Raw genomic sequence first — 19,923 nt, forward strand, 5'->3', positions numbered from 1 at the left:
CGGCGCCCGTAGGGAGCCGACCCGCAGCCCCACACGGCCCCAGGCAGCCCCGCGCCGCCGCACGCACCGGGCCTCCGCTCCGAACGGCGCCGCGCCTGCGGGATGCCGTCCCCGGGCCGCCCCGACGGCATGGCTGAGGGGGTGTCCCGGGCGGGACACCCCCTCACAGCCATGCCGTCTCACGCCCGTCTCCAGGCTGCGAAGCCCGCGGGCGGCGAGACCCTCCGGGCGGTGGACTTCTCCGGGCCGCCACGTCTCCGGGCGGCGAGGCGTCTACGCGGCGAGGTCCTTCTCGTCGTGCGGGCCGCCCCGGCCCGAGCCCGGACGCGGCTCGGGGATCCCGCGGGAGTCACCCTGTCCGTCCACGCCGGCGGCGACCGGCCTGCGCGAGCGGACGAGCCTTCCGACCGATCGGGTACGGGCCACGGCCGTCACCAGCGGAGTCAGGAGCATCATCGCCAGCGGGGCGAGCAGCAGCGCCACGGCGGTGCCGAGCGCGAAGCCGCCGATCACGTCGGTCGGATAGTGCACGCCCATGTAGACACGGCAGAAGCCCTCCAGGAGCCCCAGCGCGATAGCCGCCAGACCGAACTTCCGGTTCGCCACGAAGAGGCCGACGGCGATGGCCATCGCCATCGTCGCGTGGTCGCTCACGAAGGAGAAGTCGTCCTTGCCCTCCACCAGGACGTCCAGCCCCTGGTGGTCGTTGAACGGCCGGGGCCGCTCGACGAACCCCCGGATCGGGATGTTGACGAGCAACGCGATGCCGGCAGCCAGAGGTGCCCAGACCAGCCCGGCGACCGCTGTCACCGAGTCCTCGGTCGTCCCGCGTCGGCGAACGCTCCACCAGCACCACAGGACCACCAGGACCATGCCGAGCATGATCCCGTATTCACCGACGAACTCCATGACCCGGTCGAACCAGGTGGGAGCGGCCTTGGCCAGCCCGTTGATGTCGTAGAGCAGGCTGACGTCCGGGTTCGACCCGTCGAGTGCGAGTCCAGCCATCTGCTGCGGCCCCTTGCCTTGTCTTCTGCTGCGGTGCACAACATCGTGCGCCGCTTCGGTCGGACCCCCGTGGTCTGTGCGGATTCCGTACTGCGTGACGTCGCGATCCCGTGACGCGTGCCCGGTCCGGCCCGGTCGCCGCGTGGCCAGTGTGCATGCTGTCCCAGTCCAGGAAACGGCCCGAAAGCTCCGTACGTTCCGCTCTCCACCGAATGATCACCATGACGTTATCGAAGAGTGACACGTTGTCGCAGCTCAGGGCCCGGGCTTAACGGAGAGTTCCGGCCACGTCCGACTTCTCGTCAGCTCCCTCTCCCTGCCTTTCTGTCTGCTTTGTGGCGGCTTTCCGGCAGGCTTTCCGTCAGCTTTCCGTCAGCCGGTCAGAGGGGCGCTCCGCCGACTCGGCGGACGGCACCCCGACCGCACCCGCCCAGGAGTCACGAGTGCCGCGCCGGCCACCCGTACCCCCTCCCGGGCGTCACCCCTTCAGCCCGCCGGAAGATCCGTGGGAAGAGCCGCCGCCCCGTCCTCGGTGACCCGGGTCGCACCGAAGTAGTCCGGGGTGTCGATCTTGTCGAACCGGATGACGGCACCGGTGTAGGGCGCGTTGATCATGTAGCCGCCCCCGACGTAGAGGCCGACGTGGTGGATGGCCCGCGAGTTGGTCAGATCGTCCGAGAAGAACACCAGGTCCCCGGGGAGCAGTTCGTCGCGCGAAGGGTGCGGGCCCGCGTTGTACTGGTCGTTGGCCACACGCGGCAACTCGATGTCGACCGTCCGGTAGGCGGCCTGCGTCAGACCGGAACAGTCGAACCGTCCTCCCTGGTCCGCGGTCCCGTTACCGCCCCAGAGGTAGGGCGTACCGAGCTTCTTCTGTGCGAAGTAGATGGCCCCGGCAGCCTGCTGCGACGGCTGCACCCGGCCGACGGGCCGCGCGAAGCTCTTCTCCAGCGAACGGATGATCTTGACGTAGTTCTGGGTCTCCGAGATGGCGGGCACCCCTCCCGCCCTGATCACCCGGTAGGCCCCGGCGTTGTACGCGGCCAGCATGTTGTCGGTCGGATCACCCGGGACCTTCTTCACGTAGCCGGCGAGCTCGCAGTCGTACGAGGCGGCCGACGGAATCGCATCCGCCGGGTCCCACACGTCGCGGTCGCCGTCACCGTCACCGTCGATGCCGTGCGAGGCCCAGGTCCCGGGAATGAACTGCGCGATCCCCTGCGCCGCGGCCTGGCTCTGCGCACGCGGGTTCCACCCGCTCTCCTGGTACAACTGCGCCGCGAGAAGCGCCGGGTTGATGGCCGGACAGAGGGCCCCCCACTTCTCCACGAGCGGCTGATACCGCGCCGGAACAGCCCCCTTGGCCAGCCCGACGGCCCCACTCGCCCCGCTGATGCCGGCGGCCGCGGAGTACGTACCGACGACGAGCAGCGCGATGAAACACAGGCCCAGCCCGATCCCACCACCGACGAACACCCAGTATTTCCGCACACCTCAACCATCCCCCATCCGGCGGTCGTTCAGGGCCCGATTCGCTGGTGTGTACGGGTGGACGGAGGCACGAGGGGGCGTCAGGGGCGGCGCCCGGGGGCAGGGTGGGGGTCAGGGGGCGCCTGCGGACCAGAAGGGGGAGCGGATGTTGGGGCGGGGGAGTGGGTACACGCCCTCGTAGGAACGTCCGCTTGGTGGGGTGGTGGATTCGGCAACCTCGGACTTCTCGACGCAAGGGCTGTCCACCTCGAAGAATGCCTGCCCCTCACCACCGAAACTCAGACTCGCACCGAACCCGTCACTGGTGCGAGCGTAAATCGCCGGGAAGTCCGCATCGTTGTTGACTGCCTTGATGCGGAAGCCATTGCTTCGCCAAAATCGTTCGACGACGCCGAGGAAGTTACCACGGCGTTCTGTCGAGATGATGGTCATCACGACACGCATGCGGGAAACGTCGCAGCCGCCAGCGCTCGTCGGCCCATGCGCCCACTGCAGCCCAGGATGAATTTTCGCTAGTACGGCATCGAGAATTCCATCTGCGCGATTGGCCGCTTCTTGCATGTTCACATCGGTAGACTTTTCGCTATTCACCGCAGTAATTCGATTTTCGCATCCTGATAACGCAAGGCAGACAAAAAGCGGGACGGCCGCAAAGCGCCACGCTGCACTCATCAACGGGACCCCTCACTCTTGATCTTATTCGAATGGCCAGCGACAATCATCGCAATACTATCCGCCGACGCGTTATCCCTATTCGGCTGAGCGTCAAAGTAACCCGAATGCGCGTCCATGGCTCCCGTAAGCATTGAAGGCCCGTCATCCGAGGCAAAGCGCCTTGCCCCAAACTCTGAACTCGCCGGGTCCTTGCCGAACCAGAGGTCGTCGTCCCTTCGATCCAGCAGGCCTCCAGCCACGTACCCGTATGGGCCAGCGACCGCAGACAGTCCCCCCTGAAGCTTGGTTGGAGCTTTGGTTACCAAGTCATTTTCAGCAGCTCCGACAAAGACATGCCCTCTCCCGACGTGCAAAAGATCGGCGTGATCAACACCGACCCCCGGACTTCCGACCAAAACGATATCGTCTACACCCGGAGTTCCGTCGCGCCCAACTTGCGTTGCAGCTCCCACAGTGCGCGAACCGTACGAATGCCCAATCGCAGTCATATGTGGATCTTGGTTTTGATTCGTAGCCGCTAGACCCCCCATAAACGAGTTAAAAGCCGCTCCACCTTCTTCAGCTCTTTTACTCCCTATCACATCAGCACTGTTCAGCCAGTCCGGGAATTGCGGCGCATCATAGCCCAACCAAACAATCGACGCACTGGAATGATCATATTTCTGCGCACCTTTTGCGGTATCCCAGGCCCGCTTGAGGTCATTTTCCGCGAAGCCTCTATCCAAAGAGGTGTTTAACCCCGGAACATAAGCAGCAACATTCCGAGCCGTGTCCGGGTTCCCATACGAAACGATCGCCCGACCGTTCCCCTCATCGCTGATGCCCAGCAGGAACATCGGCGGCTGGGAGCCTGCCGCGAGCTGGCGGTCGATTTCCCGTAGACCTGCCAGTTGTGTGACCGACCTGTCGTCGTCCCGGCCTTCCAGCTTGCCGATCAGCAATTGCAGGTTGTCCCGGTTCGCCGCATCCCTCACCAGGGCCGGGATACCGTCCAGGTTGCCGATCCGGTCCGGGTAGACGGCGAGGTACTCCTCGCGCTGTTCCTGTGTCAGCCCCAGCCACCAGTCACGCCGCTCCGCAGGCGTGGCCTCGTGCGGGATACCCGACGCGAGGTAACCGGCCGCCGCGCCCCGGACCGCGGCCGCGTCGCCCGCCGCGTCCTTCCACGTCGAGTCCGGGACCGTCAGGCCCTCCTCGGCCTTCAGGTCCCGCAGGAGCCGGGCGAACCTCCAGTCGACCTCGGCCGCCGTCCGCACGGCTTTCGCCACCCGGTCCGCGATGTCCTGTGCCTTGGCCGCGTTCGGGTTGGGTGCGGTCAGCCCCGGAGACGGCACCAGACCCGGAAACGCGCCCGAGGAAGCCGTGCCACCTCGGAGCGGCTCCCCGTCGACCAGCCCCTCACCCGCCGCCGGGTACGTCACCGAGCCGTCCGCGAGAACCGTGAAGCGCAAAGCGGCCGCGTCGTCGAGCGCGACCGCCAACGCCCTCTGCTGCGCCTTCATCTCGTGGGCCAGGCTGTTGAGGGTGGTCCGGATCAGCCCGCACTCCGTGTACACGTACTGGAGGTTCCGGCTCAGTCGCCGCAGTCGGGCGACCGCGGACTCGGCCGCTTCGCCCTCCTGGGTCGCGCGCAACCCGGTCAGCAACTGCTGCTCGATGCGGTCCCGTGCGGCGTCCGCGCGGTTGCTCGCCCGGCCCCACCCGTCGGCCGCGCCTTCCAGTTCGGCGGCCTTCACGTCCCGCAGCTGGGCCCAGGTGAGTGCCGGCGTCACCGCTCGCCGCCGGGCCGCACCGTGACCGGGGCGAACGACGACCGCACGGACTCGTTCGTCTCACCCTGTGCCCGGGCGACGGCCCGGAGGCTTCCGGCCAGGACGCCGCACTCACCGCGCGCGGCCTCGATCCGTCTCTGCCAGGACTCCCGTACGACAGCCAACTCGGCCAGCGCCTTCAACGCGCCGGCCCCTGCGACCAGCCCTTCGTGCGCCACCGTCAGTTCCACCCGGGCCGGCCCCAGCTCCGCGGCGAGTCCGTCCGCGCCCCCGGCGGCGCGCAGCCAGGGCCCGTCGCTGTGCCGCAGCTCCCGCGAGCTTCCGCCCGCACCCGGTCCCGCCAGATCACTCAGCCTCCGCACCACGGACCCACCGCTCACCGCTGCACCCCGTTCCTGGTCGTGGAGCGGCACTGTGCCAAACCCGGCGTACCCGACACGCCGGACGGAACGCCGCCGAGGCGCTGGGACCCTGCCCTGCCTAGGGAGGGCCCGCTACGACGTCACCCGAACGCGCGACGCAGAACCCCGGACCGGACGACACCGCTCACCTCGGCATCGGCCAGGTTCACGTCATCAGCCGCAGTGGCGCCCGTGACCGGTGTCCGGACTCTCCAGCACCTGCTTCCCGCGGGCATAGCGCGCCTGAGCGGAAGCGTGGGCGGGGGCGGAAGCGGGGGCGGGTGGATGGATGTCCCTCGTGCGGATGGTTTACCGAGCCCTGGCACCGAAGTGCGGGGTGGCGGGTCGCAGTCTTCGTGATCATGCGAGGCGTGATCCTCGTACACCGCACCTCATCACGCGGCCACCGGCTGCTGCTGACCGCAGGTCTCGCCACGGCGGCCGTCGCCTCGTCGCTGGCCGCCGGACCGCCCGCAGGGGCCGCCACCGGCGGCCCCGTCCCTCCCCGTCCCGCCACCGCCGCCGAAGTACGCACCGGCGCCTGGATGGACGCCCACAGCAACGGCAGCGGAGCGTCCGAACGCTTCTTCCGGGAACTCCCCAAGGGAGGTGACCTGCACAATCACCTCTCCGGCGCGGTGCGGACCGAGTACCTCGTCCGGCTCGCCGCCGATGACGGACTCTGCATCGACAGCACGATGACCGCCGTCGCGCCCCCGTGCGGTCCCGGCACGCGTCCGGCGGCGGACGCGCTCACCGATGCCGCGTTCCGGCAGTCCGTCGTCCGCGCCTGGTCCATGCAGGACTTCCCGCGGGGCGAGTCGGGACACGACCACTTCTTCGCGACGTTCGGGAAGTTCGGCGCCGCGACGGCGCACCGCGGGAAGATGCTGGCCGATGTGGCCGGAACAGCGGCCGCACAGAACCAGTCGTACCTGGAGACCATGGTCAGCCCCGCCTCGGCGGGAGCCAGGCAGCTCGCCGCGGACGTCGGCTGGGACCCGGACCCGGCGGCCATGCACGGCAAGCTGCTCGCGGGCGGCCGTCTGGACCAGCTGGTCACCGATTCGAGGCAGGAGGCCGACACGGCCGACGCCGAGTTCCGCAGGACGGCACGGTGTGCGAGTGCCGACCCCGCCCCCGCCTGTCAGGTCACCGTCCGGTGGATCTCCCAGGTGTCGCGCAACAGCGCCCCCGAGCGGGTCTTCACCCAGATCGCCCTGGGGCTGCGGCTGGCCGAACGCGATCACCGCTTCGTCGCCGTCAACCTGGTGCAGCCGGAGGACGGTGACGTGTCCCTGCGCGACTACCGCCTCCACATGCGGATGCTGAACTACCTGCACACGGTCTATCCGCGCGCCCACATCACCCTGCACGCCGGCGAACTCGTCCCCGGCCTGGTGAAGCCGGAAGACCTCACCTTCCACATCGACGACGCCGTCCGCACGGGGCAGGCGGAGCGGATCGGCCACGGTGTCGACCTCGTGCACGAGGACGACTGGCGCACCCTGGCCCTGGACATGGCACGCCGTCAGGTCGCTGTGGAGGTGCCGCTCACCAGTAACGCCCAGATCCTCCAGGTCGAGGGCGAGGAGCACCCGTTTCCGGTGTACCGGAAGTACGGAGTCCCCGTGGTCCTGTCCACGGACGACCCCGGAGTCTCACGCGGTGACATCGGCCAGGAGTACGCGCGAGCGGCCCGTACGTACGGTCTCGGCTACCCGGAATTGAAGGACCTGGCCCGCGCGTCCCTGGAGTACTCCTTCCTGCCGGGTCGCAGCCTGTGGCGTCCCGATCCGGTACGCCAGGGTTTCCGCCCGGTCGTGGAGTGCCGCGTCCCGCAGTCGGCCCGCTGCTCCCGGTTCACCGCCGGAAACCCGAAGGCCCGGCTGGAACTGCGCCAGGAGGAGTCCTTCAGGAGGTTCGAGAGCAGGTACAGCGGCTGACGAGCGGGGACAGCGGCCGGCGAACAGATTCGCCACCGGCCCCGGTGAGCAGGTACGCCGGGGCCGGCGAGCAGGTACGCCGGGGCCGGCGAGCAGGTACGCCGGGGCCGGCAAGCAGGTACGCCGGGGCCGGCAAGCAGGTACGCCGGGGCCGGCAAGCAGGTACGCCGGGGCCGGCAAGCAGGTACAGCGGCCGGCGAGCAGGTACGCGGGCCGATCTCCGGGGCTGCGCGGTGGTGGCGAGCCCCGTGGTCGACCGGGCCGCGATCAGCCACCGCGCCCACCACCGCACTCCACCTGGGGGGCGCCTCAGGTATCGCCCGGCGAGGCCGGGTCACCCCCACCAGGGATCCGGCTTCGACGCGCATTCGACCCACAGCACCTTGCCGTGCTCGCCCGGCAGGCCACCTCTGATCGGGTAGGCGCCCCATGTGTCCGCGTACTCCCGCACGAGGTACAGCCCCCGCCCGCGCTCGGCGAGCACCGCGGGCGCGTCCACGTCGGCGCGCCGGCATCCAGTGCCACCGAACAGGTCGGGGATCTGCGGACTGGAGTCCCGGACACCGACCCGGACGCGGTCCCGCCCCGCCCCGCGCAGCCGGAGCGAGTACGGTCCCGAGGAGTGCCGGTAGGCGTTGGTCACCAACTCGCCCGCCAGCAACTCGGCGGTCTCGATGAGATCCTGCATCCCGTGCACGCGGAGTACGGTCCGCAGTGTGGACCGGGCCACCCCGGGAGCACGGGGATCCTGGGGAAGTTGGAGGGTGTACGCCCAGGGCGGCGTTACGGTGGCCAGGGCCATGGAAGTCTCCGTTCACGGAGGAGCGTCGAGGTGTGTGTCGCGTTGCCCAGTGACCAGGTCGCTCCGTCGAGCGGGGTTCTTCCGGGCGGGTGGCCTGGGAACGAGACTAGGCCCCGGCAAGGATTGCTTGAGTCGATCAGGCGCATTCCTTGAGGTGAATCACTCGCGAGAGTGAAACGTCAACTCCGCAGACGTTAGGGACGGTTCGGATGGCAGGCAGGGCGGCTCCCACCGCACGCCGGGCGCGGCTGGGCGCAGAGCTCCGCAAACTACGTGAGCGCGCCGGGATGACCACCACACAGGCGGCCGGCCTGCTGGGCACGAGTTCGGGCCAGCTGAGCAACATAGAGGTCGCCCGGTTCGGCGTCAGCGCCGAACGGGTCCGGGTCGCGGCAGGCGCCTACTCCTGCACCGACCAGGCCCTGATCGAGGCCCTGGTCGCCATGACCGGCGACCGCCGACGGGGCTGGTGGGAGGAGTACAGGGGGATCCTGCCGCCCGGACTCCTGGACCTCGCCGAGGTAGAGGACCACGGGACGAGCCTGCGGGCAGCCCACAGCATGCACATCCCCGGCCTCCTCCAGACCCTCGACCACGCACGGGAGATCCACCGCCAGGCCGTCCCGGAGATGTCGCCCCCGGAGATCGAACACCGGGTCTCGTACCGTGTGAAACGCCAGAACGTGCTCTACCGGGACCACGCCGTCCCCTACCGGGCCCTCATCCACGAGGCGGCCCTGCGGATGCGGTTCGGGAGCGCGGACGTCGCCCGAGCCCAGCTCCGGCACCTGCTGGACGTCGGCGAACGGGAGAACGTGACGATCCGGGTGATCCCCTTCTCGGCCGCGAACTACCCGGGGTCGGGCCAGTCGGTCTACTACGTGCACGGAACGGTCCCCGCCCTCGACACCGCGCAACTCGACCAGTCCCACGGGCCGGCCTTCGTCGACTGCGAGACGCACCTCGCGCAGTACCGGCTCCTCTTCGAGCGCCTCGACACCGTGGCGCTGACCCCCGCCCGTTCACGCGACCTCGTCCGCGAGATCGCCGCCGAGCTGTGAAGGACCCGACCATGACCGTCCCCACCTGGCAGACGTCCTCCTACTGCGCGCAGGGCGAGGCCTGCATCCACATCGGGACCTCGAAGGGCTCGATCGTCCTGACGGAGAGCGGCGACCCGTCCGGCACGATCCTCCGCACCACCCCCACCGCTCTGGCCGCCCTCCTCCGGAGCGTCAAGGAGGGCCGGGACCATGGCTGACACTCCCGCCGACCTCACCTGGTTCCGCGCCGCCCCCGAGGACGCCACGGGGCCCGGCCCCTGGATCGAGATCGCGTGCGGCCCCGGAGACCTGGTACACCTCCGCGAGACCGGCGCCCCCGGCACCGTCGTGACCACCACCGCGCGGAAGTGGGAGGCGTTCACCCAGGGGGTCGTGGCCGGAGAGTTCGACCACTTCGCAGAGCCCGGCAGCGAGGCGTCGACGGGCGCCTGAACGGGATCGCCTTCGTTCCCCATCTACGCCGTCGCAGCTCGGGCCGCGACGCCGGTGCGCGCTACGCCGACAGCGAGGAACTGCTCGCCGTGGCCCGCGCCCCACGGCGCGACGCCCTCCCAGGCAAGGAGCTGGCCCTCCTGCTCGCACCATGAGCTGACCCTCCTGCTCGCACCATGACCGGAGAGACCACGCAGGTTCCCGACGTGGCCACCGCATGCGGTCCGCCCGCGCGTCCACCCCGTTACGCCTGGCCGAGCGCGCGCCGGACCCGCCGGTTCGGGCGACGGCGATCCGGTTCGGGTGATGGCGATCCGGTTCGGGTGATGGCGATCCGGTTCGGGTGATGGCGATGGAAGGACGAGCGGTCGTTCGCACGAACGGGCGGGCCGCCCCTGCCTGCTGGACGTCGGGCGGCGGGCGGCGCGGCCGACATCAACACCTGAGGAGAGCGGATGGCACCGCCCCACCGAGACAGGCCTTACCCACCTGACGGCCCGTCGGCGGCGCGGCGACGTCCGGCCACCACCTCGCCGGGCTGTCCGGCACATCCACCCTCACCCCACGAGGTCGCGCCCACTACCGCTGCGGGTGACGGCATGTTCCCCCGCAGCTGCTGACGAACCGTCGCCTTGCAGCCACCGGCGCGCTCAGGGCTCTCGAACAGCGCGTACGAATGACCGGCCTCCCGTGAACGCCACAGCCGCACCCCCATCCCGTGGCCACATGCGTTGCTAGCGGTCACACCCCGTGATACACAGAGTAACCGGGCATATGCGCTCGGATCTCGAGGTGAGCCGCAGGTCAGGGCGGTCGTCCCGGTCAAACGTGCGAGATCCGGGTAAAGAGACCCGGGAAGGCGTCGTGCGAAGGCGGTTTCATCAGCGAAGATAGAGACCGGCCCGTGCCACACGGCGCGGGTCGCGAACTACCCAACAGGGGCGGTGACTTACATGATCCTGGCAGCTGAAAAGGGCGACATCACCACCATCATCGGCGGAATCGCCCCGAACTGGGGGCCGTTCGGGACCCTGGGCAACGAAGCACGCATCATGATCGAAGTGGTGATGGCGGTAGCCATCCTGCTCTGCCTCGGCATCGCGATCTGGGGTGCCGCCAAACAGCGCATCGGAGCCACGGCCCTGCGCGACACGTTCAGCGCGGAACAGGGCAAGGGCCTCATCGTGGCGGGCCTGACCGGCGTCTTCATCATCGGTTCGCTCGGGACACTGTTCACCATCGTGTACGGGATGGCCGTCTGACCAGCCGTCAGCCTGCCCGCCCAGGGGCCGCCCCCGGCCCCACCACCATCCGTCCGTCGCGCCCACCGGCAGAGGTTGCGTCCCCTGATGTCGAGTCACCACACCGCCGCAGTGCGGCAAGCAGCACAGCTACCGCCGTACTGCGCGGCACCGCAGACGACTGAGGGGGCGTACGCGGCATGAGCATGGGCGACGAGCGCGGCTACGGTGACGAACCGGGGGGGCGCACGGACGACGCGTACAGCACCCTCGGCGGGACGCGGCAGACACGGACACGGCTCCCCGGCGACGACAGCGACGGCCACGGTCGCCGGCCGCCACGCAGTTCCCGCACCCTGATCATGGTGGTGGGTGTGGTGGTCGTCCTGATCGCGGCGATCGCGTTCGCGAACCGTGGCGGTGGCGACGACGCCGCCACGGGTGGCGCAGGCGGTGCCGGCAAAAAGGCGGATGCCTCCTCGACGGCTCCCACGGGCACCGAACCGGTCCAGAGCGCCAACGGCGTCACCGCCTCGGGCTTCGCGCACGACGAGCAGGGGGCGCAGAGCGCGGCCGCGAATTACGCGGTGGCGCTGGGGTCGGCGGACATGTTCGACAAGACCAAGCGGGACGGCATCCTGCAGGTCACTCACGACCCGGTGGTCGTAGCTGGGCTTCGGGCCGATATGGACCGGGCATATTCCCCCGGCTTCCTTTCGAACGTCGGGTTGAACCAAGACGGCAGCACGCCTAGTGGTCTGAAGTTCGTATCCCGAACGATGCCCGTCGGTACCAAGGTAACGGCGCACAGCACGGACTCGGCCACTGTCGAGGTGTGGTGCACAGGACTCGTCGGCATGGCTGGTCAGGGGTCGACCAAGCCGGTGAGTGCAACCTGGTTCACCATTACCGAGAAACTCAAGTGGGTCGGGAACGACTGGAAGATCGAGTCGTCATCCCAGACGGAAGGTCCCACGCCGGTCACCAGCGACAACCAAGCCTCGACTGCCGACGACATCGCAGGCGCGGTAGACAGTTATGGAGGCTTCACCTATGCGCGGTAGCCGCCATGCCCGTACCCGTGCGCTGGCCGGGGCACTCGCCGGGCTTCCGGCAGCGGTCGTCCTGGCGCCCTCCCGCGCGTATGCGGCGCCGTCACCGACCCCGTCCCCCAGTACGAGCAGTGACCCGTGCGACCTCATCGTCGGACTGGCCAAGGACTACTGCGAGGACGGCGACAACGCCCGCTCCCGCACCGCGCCCCCCGCGACCGACAACGCCCTGGACCCCCTCTCCTCCCTCGCCCGCGGCTGTGCCGACGCCGCGTCCTGGACCGTGGGGAAGCTCAGCGAGGCCGTGGAGGCCACGGCCACCGTCGACTTCACCAACGCGACCTTCCGCCAGCAGTACGCGGTCGTCTTCGCGGCCTCCACCGTCCTCACCCTCGTCCTGTGGCTGTTCGCCGTGGCAAAGCGCGCCATCAGGGGCGTCCCGCTCACCACCGCGATCTCCGAGGCAGTCGGGTTCCTCTGGCTCACCGTCCTCGCGTCGGCCTTCACCCCCCTGATCCTGTACGTCGTCGTGTCGGCGACGGACGGCGTCACCGAGATCATCGGGGTGGCGACCGGCAGCGACTCCGACGTCTTCTTCGGATCGTTCGCCGAGGCGCTCAAGAAGGGCGACGACATCGGTGGCGGGCCGATCATGCTGATCGTCGTCTCACTCGTGTCCGTCCTGGCCGCCGGCATCCTGTGGCTGGAGCTCGTCATCCGGGCCGCCCTGCTCTACGTCGGTGCGCTCCTCGGGGTCGTCGTCTACGCCGGCCTCGTCGACAAGAACATGTGGGGCCACGTACGCCGGTGGGCGGGCATCATGATCGCCGTGATCATGGTGAAGCCGGTGATCGTCATCGTGCTCGGCCTGGCCGGCGCCCTGTCCGCGGACGACGGCCCGAACGCCATGTCCGCCGTCGTGTCCGGCCTCGCCATCATCCTGCTGGCCATCTTCGCGTCGGCCATGATCTACCGCTTCGTTCCCGGTTTCGGCGACGAGATCCAGGGCGCACGCACCAACCGCAAACAGGCCACCGACGGCTCCCAGGCCGCCGCGCTCATCAGCTCCCCGGCCGCCCTAGTCTCGCAGGGCATCAAGACCCACAGCGGACGCGGCGGTGGCGGAGAAGGCGGCGGCGGTGGCGGGGCCCGGCCCTCGAACCCGGTGAGCGGAGGCGTGGCCGCACACAGCTCCCGCAACACCGGGGGTGGCGGGTCCGCCGCGCCCTCGCCCCGCAGCGGGTCCGGGCCCACCTCCGGCACCCCCCACGGCAGCCGCTCCCCACGTGGCGGTTCAGGCAGCACAGGTAACACGAGCACAGGAGGTGGAGGGCGTTGACGACCCAGTCCCACACGATCGCGCCCCGCCGCACGTATCTCATCGGCCGCGCCCGGCCCAATGCGATCGTCGGCAAGAACCGTGAGACGGGTGAGATCGCGCTGATCATCGCCGGGGCGTTCCTCGGCATGATGAGCGGACTCCTCGTCCCCGTGCTCTCCCTGCGGATCGTGACGCTCGTCGGCTTCCCCATGCTGGCCCTGGCCGTCGTGTACATGCCCTACAAGGGCCGTACCTTCTACAAGTGGTTCGAGATCGACCGGAGCTTCAAACGCACCCTGCGGCGGGGCACGACCTACCGCTCCGCCGCCATGGAAGCCGGTGTCGGCGCCGACGGGCGTGAGGTGGAGATCGGGCCACCGCCCGGAATCGGCCGGATCAGCTGGCTGGCAGCACCGTTCGGGCCGGACGAGATCGCCGTGCTCCTGCACGCGGACCGGCGTACGGTGACCGCCGCCATCGAGATCGAGGGCCCCGGTGTCGGGCTGCGTGACAGCGAGGACCAGGAGGCGCTCGTCGACCGCTTCGGCACCCTCCTCAAGCACGTGGCCAACGGCGACGGTTTCGTGACCCGGCTCCAGATGCTGGCGCGCACCCTCCCCGCCGACCCGGACGCGCACGCCAAGGACGTCGCCCAGCGCGGCGACAGGAACGCGCCCGGCTGGCTGCGGGACTCCTACGACCAGCTCCAGTCGATGGTCTCCACCTCCAGCGAGCAGCACCGCGCCTACCTCGTCGCGTGCATGCACTACAGCCGCGACCTGGCCGCCGAGGCCAATGCCATGGCCCGAGCCATGCGCCCCCAGGGCGGACGCAAGATCGACCGGGACGCCGGGCTCGCCGTCGTCATGGCACGTGAGCTCACCGACATCTGCGCCCGCCTCGCCGAGGCCGACATCCGGGTCCGCCAGCCCCTCGGACAGAGTCGCGTGGCCTCCCTCGTGCACTCGATGTACGACCCCGACCACCCCATCGACCACATCCAGGCGATGACCAAGCGCAACGCCTGGCCGGCCGAACTGGACGCGGTCGAACCGACCTTCCTCCAGGCCAAGACCCGCGAGTCGACGACCCGCGCCCCCTGGTGCCACGCCACGGCCTGGGTGAAGGAGTGGCCGATGACCCCGGTCGGCGTCAACTTCCTGGCCCCGCTGCTCGTCCACACGCCCGACGTCATCCGTACCGTCGCCGTCTGCATGGACCTCGAGCCGACCGAGGTCGCCATCGAGCGCATGCTGACGGAGAAGACGAACGACGACGCCGAGGCCAGCCGCCAGGCCAAGATGAACCGCACCGTCGACCCGCGCGACATCGCGGCCCACGGCCGCCTCGACCAGCGGGGTGAAGATCTGGCGAGTGGCGCGGCCGGGGTCAACCTGGTGGGGTACATCACCGTGTCCTCGCGCTCCCCCGAAGCCCTCGCCCGCGACAAGCGGACGATCCGGGCCTCGGCCGGCAAGTCGTACCTGAAGCTGGAGTGGTGCGACCGGGAGCACCACCGCGCCTTCGTGAACACCCTGCCCTTCGCCACCGGTATCCGACGCTAACGAGAGGGCGGTCACGCCATGCGAGATCCGCTGTCCGCGTTGTCGGACGCCTTCACCGCCTTCCTCTTCGGGAAGGTGGAGACGACCCGGCTGCCGGTCCGCACGTCGACGGGCCAGGCCCAGGCCGTCTACCTGCCGACCGCCGCACCCGGGCTCGGCGACTCGGGCGTGATCATCGGGCGCGAGGTGTACTCCGGGAAGGGGTACATCTACGACCCGTTCCAGCTCTACGGGCAGCAGCTCCCCGCCCCGCACTGGCTGGTGCTCGGCGAGTCCGGGAACGGGAAGTCCGCCCTCGAGAAGACGTACGTACTGCGCCAGCTGCGCTTCCGGGACCGCCAGGTCGTCGTCCTGGACGCCCAGGGTGAGGACGGGGTCGGCGAGTGGAACCTCATCGCCGAGGAGCTCGGCATCACCCCGATCCGGCTGGACCCGGCGGCCGCACTGAACGACGGCATCCGGCTCAACCCGCTCGATCCGTCGATCACCACGACGGGGCAGCTCGCCCTGCTCCGCACGATCATCGAAGTAGCCATGGGCCACGGGCTCGACGAACGCTCCGGCTTCGCCCTCAAGGTCGCACACGCGTACGTCAACGAGACCATCACCGACCGTCAGCCGGTCCTGATGGACATCGTGGAGCAACTGCGCCACCCGGAACCCGAGTCCGCCGCGGCGATGAACGTCGACATAGACGACGTCCGGGCCTGGGGTCTGGACGTCGCCCTCGTCCTGGACCGGCTGGTCGACGGTGACCTGCGCGGTATGTTCGACGGCCCCACGACGATCGGCATCGACCTCGACGCCCCGCTGATCGTCTTCGACCTGTCCCACATCGACCGCAACTCCATCGCGATGCCGATCCTGATGGCCATCGTCGGCGTGTGGCTGGAACACACCTGGATCAGGCCCGACCGGAAGAAGCGCATCTTCCTGGTCGAGGAGGCCTGGCACATCATCAACTCGCCGTTCGTGGCCCAGCTCTTCCAGCGCCTGCTCAAGTTCGGACGGCGACTCGGGCTGTCGTTCGTGGCGGTCGTCCACCACCTCAGCGACGTCGTCGACGGCGCCGCTGCGAAGGAGGCGGCGGCCATCCTGAAGATGGCCTCCACCCGCACGATCTACGCGCAGAAGGCCGACGAGGCCAGAGCGACCGGCAAGGTCATCGGCCTGCCCAGGTGGGCTGTGGAGATCATCCCGACCCTGACCCCGGGCATCGCCGTCTGGGACGTCAACGGCAACGTGCAGGTCGTCAAACACCTGATCACCGAGGCCGAACGCCCGCTGGTCTTCACCGACCGGGCGATGACCGAGGGATCGGCCCCGGACCTGCTCCCCGAGGACGTACGGGCCGCGGAACTGGAGGCGGAACAGCGAGCGGCACGGATCGAGCACCAGCAACGGCTGAACGACTCCTCCCGGTCAACGGTGGCATGACATGGCGCGCCAGGCACCTTCCGGTACGGGACGCACCGGCGAGAGCGGCGGAATCCCGGACGGTCTGCTGATCGGGCTGCTGGCCTTCCTGTTCGGGCTCACCGTCCTGGCGTGGACGGCCACGGGCCTGGCCGGGCTCTTCGCGCACGGGGCCTGGCCCGACGGCGTCACCTTCACCCGCACGCCCCTGGCGCTGCGCGCACTGGCCGTCGAGCCACAGGACCTGCCGGGGGCCTGGCCCGACACACCGGCGGGCTCCCTCTCCGGGTACGGCCTGTTCTGGGGACTCTTCATCGGCGAGTTGATGATCCTGCTGGTGCTCACGGTGTTCACGATCGGCGTGGTGGCCAGGTGGCGCCTCGTCCGGAGGAAGAAGCGCGACGACGCGCAGGAGTACGCGGCCCGACCGCAACCCGCACGGACCCACGAGCCCGAACCCCCACGGCCCCCGGAGCCCGAATCCGCACGGACCCAGGAGCCGCATCCCGTGGGCGGCCCCGAAGCGGCATACGCGCGTGGGCCCGAGCGGCACCCGGAGCCGGAGTACGGACCCGCGCCGGCACGCCCCACGGTCACGTACCCCGCGGTCGTGCCCCCTTCCTTCACCGAAGCGGCCCTCGCCTCGCCACCCGACCGGCCTTCACCCGCGCCTGCCGCACCCGCCTCTCCCCAGCCCGCCTACGCCGACGGGCCGGCCTCGCTCGTGCCGTCCCCCCGTACCCCGCTCCTCGTCTACGGCGCCGCGTCCACACGCCGGCCCACCGTCGTGCGGGCCGTCCGGGACGCCGAAGGGGCCGTCCTCGTCGTCACCTCGGATCCGACGGTCTGGGCCGAGACGAAGGACGCCCGAGGCAAGCTCGGCCCGGTCCTCGTCTACGACCCCGGCCATCTCTGCGACACCCCGGCCCGGCTCCACTGGTCCCCCACCGCCGGCTGTGAGGACCCCGTCACGGCGGCGGCACGCGCGGAGGCGCTCCTCACCCCGGTCCGCCCGCTCGCCAGAACCGACACGGCCGTCGTCGACACGGCCCGGACCCTCCTGCAGTGCTGGCTGCACGCCGCCGCGGTGGACGGACGCCCCTTCCGGCAGGTCCACCGCTGGGCCTCCGGCGGCAGCGCCCACGAACCGGTACGCCTGCTCCGCACACATCCCAAGGCCGCGTCCGGGCTCGCCGGGCTCCTGGAGTCCGCGCTGACCGCCTATCCCGAACGCCGGGAGGTCGCCCAGGAGCTGACCGTCCGGGCGTTCGCGGCGCTCTCCTCGGTCCACATCCGCGAGGCCTGCACGCCCAACCGCACCGATGCGCTCGCGCTGGCATCTTTCGCGGACGAAGGGGGAACGCTCTACGTGGTGGGTGAGTCCATCGAGGATCCGCGTCACCACCCCGGTGCGATGCCCCTGCTCACCGCACTCGCCTCGCACGTGGTCGAGCACGGCCGCCGCATGGCCGCACGGTCAACCGACGGTCGGCTCGACCCACCAATGACGCTCGTCCTCGACGACATCGCCGCCGTGGCGCCACTCGCCCAGCTCCCCGAACTCCTGGCCGCCGGCCAGACCCACGGCCTCCCCACACTGGCCCTCCTCCGCTCCCGGGAACAGGCGAGGTCCCGCTGGCGGGAGCACCTGCCCGCTCCGCCCTGATCTCAGTGACCCCGCGCCGGGGCACACATCGACGTCGGACGCTCTCGATGCCTCTCCGTAGGAGATCACTCGGACTCGCTCAGGGATCCGGGCGGTGCCCACCGCGGTGACTGTGCGGCACGGTCATTCCGCAGGGCCTGGATGAGCCAGGGGTACACCGGGACCAGGTCCGGTACGACCTGCCAGCCGTTGACGATCCACACCAGCCGCCAGTACCGGTCCACCTGGGGATCGTGTGCCTCATCGAACTTCTGGGCCATCCAGTGCCGGAATTCCGTGTCAGGGGTGCGCGCGAGCACCTCGGCGAAACGGTGCACGAGGTCGTCGATGACGGCCGCGCCGCTGTCGCTGCGCGGGTCGATGCCCGACTCCACGGCCTCGGCCACCTTCCGACGGGTGAACCGCATCAGGTCCTCGCCGGCAGCCCGTTCGATGCCGAACGGACGCCCGGCGGCCTGACGTACGGCAGCCCGGCGCATTCGGGCACGGAAATCCTCGTCGCCGACCAGTTCGGCGAGCTCCACCCACGCGGCGACCTGCTCGCCGGCCGGGTCATCGGGGAGGTCGGGGGTGGCAGCGCGAACCATGGCCGCTGCGGCCGGGTCGGCATCCCCCGTGCCGAAGGTGCCATCGATGAAGTCGTCCATCAGACGTCGGCGTTCCTCGCCGGAAAGCTGCGTGAGCCTGTGCATGAGTTTGGTCTCCTCCGGACTGGACCCGCGTCCGGCCACGACTCGCAGAACGCTCCGCCGCAGTCGCAGTACCCGGATCTGGACGTCCATGGCGTCGGCGTGCGCCGCGGCGACCTCCGCCATCGAGAGCTCGCGGTCCAGTACACGTCGGATCGTGGCCAGGTCCAGACCCAGCTCGCGCAGGGTGCGGAGGAGTTCCAGACGAAGCAGTGCGTCGAGGTCGTAGAGCCGATAACCGGCCGGACTACGGGTGGTCGGCGCTACCACCCCCGAATCGGAGTAGAACCGTATGGTCCTCACGGACAAGCCGGTCCGTCGGGAAAGCTCCCCGATCGAGTAGAGGGTCGTAACGTCCATGTCCCCCACCGTGGGGTCTCCAGTCACTGGAGACTCAAGGCCATTTCCGAGCCGGGACCCGACCGGGACTTCCACCGAGGTACTGAAACATGCGTCGCATGCTCTCCGCCGACCCCAGGATGAAACGCGGCACGCCTTGCACGCGCTGGGCGAGCGAGGCAGCGACATGCGACACCGCTCGCCGGCGGCCCACGGCTACGAGCCCTCGGACCCGATCTTCCGGTGCCCGGCCGCCCGTCGCCGGACCTCGTACTCCAGCTCCTGGGACGTCGGGTCCCCCGGCACGGCCTCCGTCCGCCCTGACCGGACGAAACCGGCCCGGCGGTACACGGCCGCCGCCCGGGGATTGTCCTCGTGCACGTAGAGCCGCACCCGGTCGATCCGCGGATCGGTCAACGAGAACGACCAGTCGACCGCCTCCCGGAGCAGCGCGTCGACCACCCCTCGGCCCCGGTCCTGCGGCCGGACGAACACGGCGACCACATGCGTCTGGTCGCTCTCCGGGGGACAGCCGAAGCGGACGGCCTCGTCCGCCGCCCGCTCCACCACCACGGACACCGTGCCCACGAGGGTCCCGTCCGGCGCCTCAGCGACGAACTGACGGGACGACGAACCCTCGGCCGCGGCATCCGTGCGGCCCTGCCAGAAGGCGTCAGGCCGCCTCACCGCGTCCGCATAGGCCTCCAGGAACGCGACGGGGGCGGCAGGGTCCTGGAGCGCCTCCAACCTCAGCAGCCGGGCCTTCTGCCAGTCCTCGCTCCGCACGGGACGCACTGTGTAGTCCATCCATCGATGGTCCCCGCCGCACGGCACGCCTACAAACCGGTTTCCGCAGCGGGGCACCGCACCCCGGCGCCACTGGCCGTCACTCCGGCTCGTGACGCGGTGCGGCAGCCGGCGCCTCATGGAATCACCGGGCCGTGCCGTGAACGCAGAAAAGCCCCGTGCCACAAGGGCACGGGGCTTTCCCGGAATAATTGTTCGGCGGCGTCCTACTCTCCCACAGGGTCCCCCCTGCAGTA

18 protein-coding genes are annotated in these 19,923 nt (G+C 69.8%); 10 read left to right on the plus strand and 8 right to left on the minus strand.

Going from position 1 to position 19,923, the window contains the following annotated elements; translation table 11 throughout:
- Positions 1 to 273 precede the first annotated feature (273 nt).
- The 5 genes from ABZ371_RS11630 to ABZ371_RS11650 all read right to left on the minus strand — a co-directional run bounded on the left by ABZ371_RS11630 (position 274) and on the right by ABZ371_RS11650 (position 5,326).
- A complete protein-coding gene (locus tag ABZ371_RS11630; RefSeq protein WP_358676919.1) occupies positions 274 to 1,008 on the minus strand; it encodes a phosphatase PAP2 family protein in 735 nt (244 codons plus the stop codon).
- A 486-nt stretch (positions 1,009 to 1,494) separates the two neighbouring features.
- The gene (locus ABZ371_RS11635) at positions 1,495 to 2,499 is read right to left on the minus strand and encodes a bifunctional lytic transglycosylase/C40 family peptidase (protein WP_358676922.1); all 1,005 of its coding nucleotides are present in this window, start codon (positions 2,497 to 2,499) and stop codon (positions 1,495 to 1,497) included.
- Positions 2,500 to 2,610: 111 nt separating this feature from the next.
- Positions 2,611 to 3,171, minus strand: coding sequence for a hypothetical protein (locus ABZ371_RS11640; protein ID WP_358676925.1), 561 nt, complete (start codon positions 3,169 to 3,171; stop codon positions 2,611 to 2,613).
- A complete protein-coding gene (locus ABZ371_RS11645; RefSeq protein WP_358676928.1) occupies positions 3,171 to 4,910 on the minus strand; it encodes an alpha/beta hydrolase in 1,740 nt (579 codons plus the stop codon). The genes ABZ371_RS11640 and ABZ371_RS11645 overlap by 1 nt, the downstream gene beginning before the upstream one ends.
- A 32-nt stretch (positions 4,911 to 4,942) precedes the next feature.
- On the minus strand, positions 4,943 to 5,326 hold the full coding sequence (locus tag ABZ371_RS11650) for a hypothetical protein (protein ID WP_358676930.1): 384 nt from the start codon (positions 5,324 to 5,326) through the stop codon (positions 4,943 to 4,945).
- Between the two features lie 383 nt (positions 5,327 to 5,709).
- Here ABZ371_RS11650 and ABZ371_RS11655 point away from each other — a divergent pair, with 383 nt between their 5' ends.
- Positions 5,710 to 7,293 (plus strand): adenosine deaminase, encoded by a 1,584-nt coding sequence (locus ABZ371_RS11655; RefSeq protein ID WP_358676933.1) that lies wholly within the window; start codon positions 5,710 to 5,712, stop codon positions 7,291 to 7,293.
- Positions 7,294 to 7,627: 334 nt separating this feature from the next.
- On the opposite strand, the gene ABZ371_RS11660 is transcribed toward ABZ371_RS11655, so the two are convergent.
- A complete protein-coding gene (locus ABZ371_RS11660) occupies positions 7,628 to 8,095 on the minus strand; it encodes an ATP-binding protein (RefSeq protein ID WP_358676935.1) in 468 nt (155 codons plus the stop codon).
- 209 nt (positions 8,096 to 8,304) lie between these two features.
- On the opposite strand from ABZ371_RS11660, the gene ABZ371_RS11665 reads away from it, so the two are divergent.
- The 9 genes from ABZ371_RS11665 (at position 8,305) to ABZ371_RS11705 (ending at position 17,852) form a co-directional block, all read left to right on the plus strand.
- A complete protein-coding gene (locus tag ABZ371_RS11665) occupies positions 8,305 to 9,156 on the plus strand; it encodes a Scr1 family TA system antitoxin-like transcriptional regulator (protein WP_358676938.1) in 852 nt (283 codons plus the stop codon).
- Between the two features lie 11 nt (positions 9,157 to 9,167).
- The gene (locus tag ABZ371_RS11670) at positions 9,168 to 9,356 is read left to right on the plus strand and encodes a DUF397 domain-containing protein (protein WP_358676941.1); all 189 of its coding nucleotides are present in this window, start codon (positions 9,168 to 9,170) and stop codon (positions 9,354 to 9,356) included.
- Positions 9,349 to 9,591 carry a DUF397 domain-containing protein gene (locus ABZ371_RS11675; protein WP_358676944.1) on the plus strand — a complete coding sequence of 81 codons (243 nt, stop codon included), beginning with the start codon at positions 9,349 to 9,351 and terminating at the stop codon, positions 9,589 to 9,591. The genes ABZ371_RS11670 and ABZ371_RS11675 overlap by 8 nt, the downstream gene beginning before the upstream one ends.
- A 953-nt stretch (positions 9,592 to 10,544) precedes the next feature.
- The gene (locus ABZ371_RS11680; RefSeq protein WP_014047394.1) at positions 10,545 to 10,853 is read left to right on the plus strand and encodes a hypothetical protein; all 309 of its coding nucleotides are present in this window, start codon (positions 10,545 to 10,547) and stop codon (positions 10,851 to 10,853) included.
- 179 nt (positions 10,854 to 11,032) lie between these two features.
- Positions 11,033 to 11,896, plus strand: a complete 864-nt coding sequence (locus tag ABZ371_RS11685) for a hypothetical protein (protein WP_358676948.1) — start codon at positions 11,033 to 11,035, stop codon at positions 11,894 to 11,896.
- Positions 11,886 to 13,223 carry a hypothetical protein gene (locus tag ABZ371_RS11690; RefSeq protein WP_358676951.1) on the plus strand — a complete coding sequence of 446 codons (1,338 nt, stop codon included), beginning with the start codon at positions 11,886 to 11,888 and terminating at the stop codon, positions 13,221 to 13,223. Before ABZ371_RS11685 ends, ABZ371_RS11690 begins: the two co-directional genes overlap by 11 nt.
- Positions 13,220 to 14,770 (plus strand): SCO6880 family protein, encoded by a 1,551-nt coding sequence (locus ABZ371_RS11695; protein WP_358676954.1) that lies wholly within the window; start codon positions 13,220 to 13,222, stop codon positions 14,768 to 14,770. The genes ABZ371_RS11690 and ABZ371_RS11695 overlap by 4 nt, the downstream gene beginning before the upstream one ends.
- Before the next feature lie 18 nt (positions 14,771 to 14,788).
- Positions 14,789 to 16,207, plus strand: coding sequence for an ATP-binding protein (locus ABZ371_RS11700; RefSeq protein ID WP_358676957.1), 1,419 nt, complete (start codon positions 14,789 to 14,791; stop codon positions 16,205 to 16,207).
- Position 16,208: 1 nt separating this feature from the next.
- Entirely contained in the window at positions 16,209 to 17,852 is a 1,644-nt protein-coding gene (locus tag ABZ371_RS11705) for a type VI secretion protein (RefSeq protein ID WP_358676960.1), read from the plus strand.
- A gap of 65 nt (positions 17,853 to 17,917) precedes the next feature.
- Here ABZ371_RS11705 and ABZ371_RS11710 read toward each other — a convergent pair whose 3' ends face one another.
- Together ABZ371_RS11710 and ABZ371_RS11715 are read right to left on the minus strand one after the other, a co-directional pair.
- Positions 17,918 to 18,901 (minus strand): MerR family transcriptional regulator, encoded by a 984-nt coding sequence (locus ABZ371_RS11710; protein WP_358676963.1) that lies wholly within the window; start codon positions 18,899 to 18,901, stop codon positions 17,918 to 17,920.
- A 195-nt stretch (positions 18,902 to 19,096) separates the two neighbouring features.
- On the minus strand, positions 19,097 to 19,687 hold the full coding sequence (locus tag ABZ371_RS11715; RefSeq protein ID WP_358676966.1) for a GNAT family N-acetyltransferase: 591 nt from the start codon (positions 19,685 to 19,687) through the stop codon (positions 19,097 to 19,099).
- Positions 19,688 to 19,923: the final 236 nt, after the last annotated feature.

This window comes from Streptomyces sp. NPDC005899 (assembly GCF_040629645.1).
Lineage (GTDB): Bacteria > Actinomycetota > Actinomycetes > Streptomycetales > Streptomycetaceae > Streptomyces.

Bases quoted from the DNA above. Each gene is read 5' to 3' on its own strand.
- ABZ371_RS11630 (WP_358676919.1), bottom strand. From the start codon at position 1,008: ATGGCTGGACTCGCACTCGACGGGTCGAACCCGGACGTCAGCCTGCTC.
- ABZ371_RS11640 (WP_358676925.1), bottom strand. From the start codon at position 3,171: ATGAGTGCAGCGTGGCGCTTTGCGGCCGTCCCGCTTTTTGTCTGCCTT.
- ABZ371_RS11655 (WP_358676933.1), top strand. From the start codon at position 5,710: ATGCGAGGCGTGATCCTCGTACACCGCACCTCATCACGCGGCCACCGG.
- ABZ371_RS11660 (WP_358676935.1), bottom strand. From the start codon at position 8,095: ATGGCCCTGGCCACCGTAACGCCGCCCTGGGCGTACACCCTCCAACTT.
- ABZ371_RS11665 (WP_358676938.1), top strand. From the start codon at position 8,305: ATGGCAGGCAGGGCGGCTCCCACCGCACGCCGGGCGCGGCTGGGCGCA.
- ABZ371_RS11670 (WP_358676941.1), top strand. From the start codon at position 9,168: ATGACCGTCCCCACCTGGCAGACGTCCTCCTACTGCGCGCAGGGCGAG.
- ABZ371_RS11675 (WP_358676944.1), top strand. From the start codon at position 9,349: ATGGCTGACACTCCCGCCGACCTCACCTGGTTCCGCGCCGCCCCCGAG.
- ABZ371_RS11680 (WP_014047394.1), top strand. From the start codon at position 10,545: ATGATCCTGGCAGCTGAAAAGGGCGACATCACCACCATCATCGGCGGA.
- ABZ371_RS11685 (WP_358676948.1), top strand. From the start codon at position 11,033: ATGAGCATGGGCGACGAGCGCGGCTACGGTGACGAACCGGGGGGGCGC.
- ABZ371_RS11690 (WP_358676951.1), top strand. From the start codon at position 11,886: ATGCGCGGTAGCCGCCATGCCCGTACCCGTGCGCTGGCCGGGGCACTC.
- ABZ371_RS11700 (WP_358676957.1), top strand. From the start codon at position 14,789: ATGCGAGATCCGCTGTCCGCGTTGTCGGACGCCTTCACCGCCTTCCTC.
- ABZ371_RS11705 (WP_358676960.1), top strand. From the start codon at position 16,209: ATGGCGCGCCAGGCACCTTCCGGTACGGGACGCACCGGCGAGAGCGGC.
- ABZ371_RS11710 (WP_358676963.1), bottom strand. From the start codon at position 18,901: ATGGACGTTACGACCCTCTACTCGATCGGGGAGCTTTCCCGACGGACC.
- ABZ371_RS11715 (WP_358676966.1), bottom strand. From the start codon at position 19,687: ATGGACTACACAGTGCGTCCCGTGCGGAGCGAGGACTGGCAGAAGGCC.